Here is a 4,224-nt window from a genome sequence, read left to right as displayed (position 1 = left end):
GAGCCCCCGGTTTCCGGGCCGTCCGACCGCCCCCGAAGGAGCACCGTCCGACGGGCTCCATACTGTAGTAGCACAGTTGCTGTGTCAAGGCGTACACTGTGATAGCGGATAGCACACCTACTACAGAAGGAGCCGGGCATGTCCCTAGAGCGCACCCCGCCGTACCTCCAGGTGGTCGCGGAGCTGAAGCAGAAGATCGTGAGCGGGGACCTGAAGCACGGCGACAAGCTGCCGTCGGTCCGCGACCTGGCGACCGAGTACGGCATCTCGACCGCCACCGCGCAGAAGGTGCACCGCACGCTCAAGGCGGAGGGACTGGCCGAAGCCCGGCAGGGAGCGGCCACCACGGTCAGCACTCACCGGACCCTGCACCGCACGGCGGCAGACCGCCTGGAAGCGGCCCTGACCACGGGCCGGATCTACGCCGACGGCGAGTACGCCGTCATCACCGGCGCCGACCTGTCCGAACCCCCGGAGTGGGTCGCGGATCTCCTCGACATCGAGGCGGGCGGGCAGGCCGTCCGCCGACAGCGGATCACCCACAACTCCGAGGACCAGCCCGTCAGCGCGTCAACGAGCTGGTTCGCCCGCGAACTCGCCGACGCTGTGCCCGCCCTGCTGGTCCGCGACCGGATCATCGGCGGCACGCCGTCCGCCATCGAGGCAGCGACCGGCCGCCGGGCAGTCGCCTCCGAGGAAGCGACGACCGCCGCCGCAGCATCGGAGGAGCAGGCACAGGCACTCGGCATCACCACCGGCGCACCCGTGTCCCTGTCCCGGAACGTCTACGTGGACGCCCAGGGCGACCTGATCGAGGTTGGCGAGTCCGTAGCCCCCGCCGGGCGGTGGCGCGTCCACCACTCGTGACCCTGCCCCACTGCAAGGCCCCGCCGGTATCCGGCGGGGCCTTCGTCTTTGCACGGCCAACTCCCCGCCTCGGCCCGCAGCGGTTTTCCGCGTACCTAGCTGTACGGCCGTCTGCGGCCCTCACCCCGTGGCCCAAGGCCATGAGTCCACCCCGCCCCTGACAGGCGCTCAGACGGCCGTCCGTGGCCCCTGGCGGCCACGCTGGGCGGTTTACGTGGCACCGCCGCTGCCGACTGCCGCCCGGCACGGGGTCCTCAGGGGAGGCTGGCTACGGGGGAGGGGGTGCCCGTCCCCCACCGGGATCGGCCGCCGATTCGGCCGGCACCCGGTGCGGCCCGGCGCCACACGGGCGCAGGGACCGCGCCACCGTGCCGGACGGCCGCACCGTCGTGGCGGGCGTGGCGCTCACCCGCTCCGCGGGCCTGCCCTGGCCGCCCGCCGGTGACGCACCGCCCCGCCGCCGGGCTACTCGCGGGGGCGGCCGGGGTCGAGGACCAGGACCAGGCCGTCATCGGTCCCGGTCACTGCCCACGCTGCCGCGCGAACCCGCCGGACACGTGATCGCCTACTCCGCGCCGCCGCTCGGTTCACCGCCCACCGGAAACGCGAGCTGACCAGCAGGTTTCGCAACGTCACGTGACGTTCCTCGCGCATCGTCACGTGACGTTCCTCGGGTCAGGTCCGGCGGAGCGTTGGGGTCGAGGCCCTGGCGCCGCATCGACTCGCGCACCGCCACCGCCAGCTCGACCGCCTCACGCTGCCGCCGCACCTCGTACGCCCGCTGCCGACACGACCGGCCGCAGTAGCGCCTTGGCTTCGTGCCCAGCGACTCCGGCACCGGCGTGAGGCAGTGCTCGCACAACCGCCGCCCCTCCCCGTCACGGGGGATCTCTCGTCTCATGGCGCACACCCTTGCATCACCGATCCCACGGCCGCCGACGTCGAGCAGCTGCACGCCGTCGAGCACGACCAGGAGCACGAGCCCGTGACCGACAACCGGCGGTTGTCGCCAAGATCAACACGGTCACACCTCATGCATTACGCGCCCGGTTCGGGTGAGTGGCCGGCACCGGGGCAGCCCGTACGTTCGCCCGTACGCGGCCCGTACGTCGGGGCGTACGGGCTGCCCCGCCCTGACCAGCTCTGATCCGTCGTCACCACGGAGACCACACCCCCACTGCGTCCCTGGCGGGGGTGTGGTCTCCGTGGTGTCTCCGGGAGCTGGTCAGGGCGGGGCAGGAAGGGGGAGCAAGGTAGTGCGTACTGGGGTCAGTTACGCGTTGGCGGTCTTGCGGCGGCGGACTCGGTGGACGTGTTCCGCGAAGGTCCGGGCGGCGGGTTGGGCGAGTAGGTCTGCGGCTCGGGGCGCGGCTGTGTCCTCCCCGGCCTGGGTGGTCGGCTCGTCCTCGGTAGGCGGGTCGAAGACGTCGACGCCCCACAGCAGGCCCCAGGACTCGATCAGCAGCCGGACCCCGCCGATTCCGTGTGCCTCCGCCACCTTCACGAGGTCGAGGCGGCGGCCGGGCACGCGGGCAATGTGCCGGTACCAGGTGCCGGACGGGATGACCAGGATCGGGACCAGGCCGCCGGACTCGTCGGTGATCTCGTCCTCGGTCCGCTCGTCCTGCGGGATCTCCAGCAGCTTCACCAGGGCGTTGAGGCCCTGCGTGCGGTACTGCTTCCGCACGCCGAAGATGCCGCGCTCACGCTCGCGGTACTTCTCGGTGAAGACGCCCGGCACCCCGCCGGACGCGGCCAGCTCCTCGGCCGCCGCGTCGCCGAGCTGCCACGGCCCGAGGCGGCCGGACCGGCCGTCCTTGAGGTCCTGGCGGGACAGCTCAAGGCCGATCTTGGCCGTGCCCTTGTCGCCGTCCTTGTACAGGTAGCGGGCCGTCTCGCCTTCCTCCCCGCTGTTGAGCGAGCGCAGGTCGGTGCCGTGCCCCTCCCCGCCGCACGAGCAGTCGGGCCGGTCGCATGTCTGGCTCACCTCGTAGCCGCCCGCGTTGCGCACGCCGTCCGCCCACGCCTTGGCGATGGCCCGGCGGAACGCGAGTTGGGCGTCCGCGTCGAGCGGCGCTTCCGTGACCCACAGCGTGTGCCAGTGCAGGTGGAACCCCGTGTCCGGGCCCCAGGTGTCCTCGTAGGCCCGTTCGTAGCCGATCACGCCGAAGTCCGCCCGCAGTCGCCGCCACGGCCGCCCGGCGGACCCGTAGGCCCCGCGCCAGCCGTCGTGGAGGACGGAGACCAGGCCGAACCGCTCGCCCTTCCGGTTCGAGCCGAACGGCATCCGGGGGAAGTGCCGCAGCGTGGACGTACCGAGGTGCAGCCCGTACCCGGCCGCCGCCAGGCCGTCCGCCATCGCCTGCGCGTTCGCCGCCCGGACCGCCAGGATGCGCGCTCCGCACCAGGCGCACAGGTGGACGTTGTTACACCGGCAGACGCCCGTGATGGCCGCCTCACCGGCTGCCGCCATCAGCGTCGCCGCCTTGCCCGTGAGCCGGTTGCCGCACGCGCGGAACGCCTCCCCGAGCGCCACCGTCTGATGCCGGTCGCGCCGAGCGAACCGTTCGTCGCGCGGGTCCTTCTTCGGCTGTCCGTTTTTGGGCTTCGCAGCTTCCGCCGCAACGCTCTGACCTGCGGCGGACGGAGATTTTCCCTTACTACTAAAGCCCGCGTCCCTTTTTGGCTCGGGCCGGTCCTGCCCCGCACCCTTTGTGGTGGTTTCTGACGCGCGCTCAATTGCCCGCTTCGCCCGCTTCTTGCACGCCTCGGAGCAGTAGATCTTGGGACGCTTGCCGGGGATGTGCACGATCGGCTTGCCGCAGCCGGGGCCGTTGCACCGGGGGCCGCGTGCTGATGCGGCAGCGGCATCGCTCTGTACGCTTGTCACAGCAACGTTCTCCGTCTCGGTATGGCGAGGTCGGGGAGCGGCAAGCCCTGGGGGTCCAGCCCGGGGCTTGTGCTCTTTGTGGGGTGATCGTGTCACCCCGTGATCAGAGTGACGGGCAGCGCCCCGCCGGAGTCCGGCGGGGCGCTGTCGTTGTGTCAGGAGTCGTCGCGGCGGTAGCCGTCGAGGGGGCAGCCCACGTAGACGGTGCTGTTCTCTCCGCCGCAGTGGGTGCAGGTCCAGGTCTGCTCGTCGTGGCTGTCCGGGGACGGCTCGGGGGTGTCGGCGGTCATGCGGCGATCCCTTCGATCTCGGTCTGTCCGGGGATGGGCTGCTGCTCGTCGAGCCGGGCGTAGACGCGCTGGACGTGGGAGGCGGACCGGGTGGACACCCGCGCGGCCTCACGGATGCTCAGGCCGTCCCGCCACGCCCGCTCGATCACGACGCGGGCCTCTTCGGTGTCGAGCCTC

General features: G+C 71.9%; 4 protein-coding genes. 1 reads left to right on the top strand and 3 read right to left on the bottom strand.

Translation table 11 applies throughout. From position 1 onward, the window contains the following. Positions 1-138: 138 nt before the first annotated feature. Entirely contained in the window at positions 139-867 is a 729-nt protein-coding gene (locus tag V6D49_RS25990; protein WP_241718544.1) for a GntR family transcriptional regulator, read from the top strand. Between the two features lie 1,273 nt (positions 868-2,140). Here the strand turns inward: V6D49_RS25990 and V6D49_RS25985 are convergent. From V6D49_RS25985 to V6D49_RS25975, 3 genes are all read right to left on the bottom strand, one after another. Further along, entirely contained in the window at positions 2,141-3,403 is a 1,263-nt protein-coding gene (locus V6D49_RS25985) for a hypothetical protein (protein WP_340564439.1), read from the bottom strand. A gap of 509 nt (positions 3,404-3,912) precedes the next feature. Then, complete coding sequence (locus V6D49_RS25980) at positions 3,913-4,047, bottom strand: hypothetical protein (protein WP_340564436.1); 135 nt, start codon at positions 4,045-4,047, stop codon at positions 3,913-3,915. Next, a partial coding sequence (locus tag V6D49_RS25975) for a hypothetical protein (protein ID WP_340564434.1) occupies positions 4,044-4,224 on the bottom strand: 181 nt, incomplete at its 5' end. The genes V6D49_RS25975 and V6D49_RS25980, both read right to left, overlap by 4 nt.

Source organism: Streptomyces sp. GSL17-111 (assembly GCF_037911585.1).
Classification (GTDB): domain Bacteria; phylum Actinomycetota; class Actinomycetes; order Streptomycetales; family Streptomycetaceae; genus Streptomyces.
Note: the sequence above shows the minus strand (reverse complement) of the source record. Positions and strands in the feature narration are given on the sequence as shown.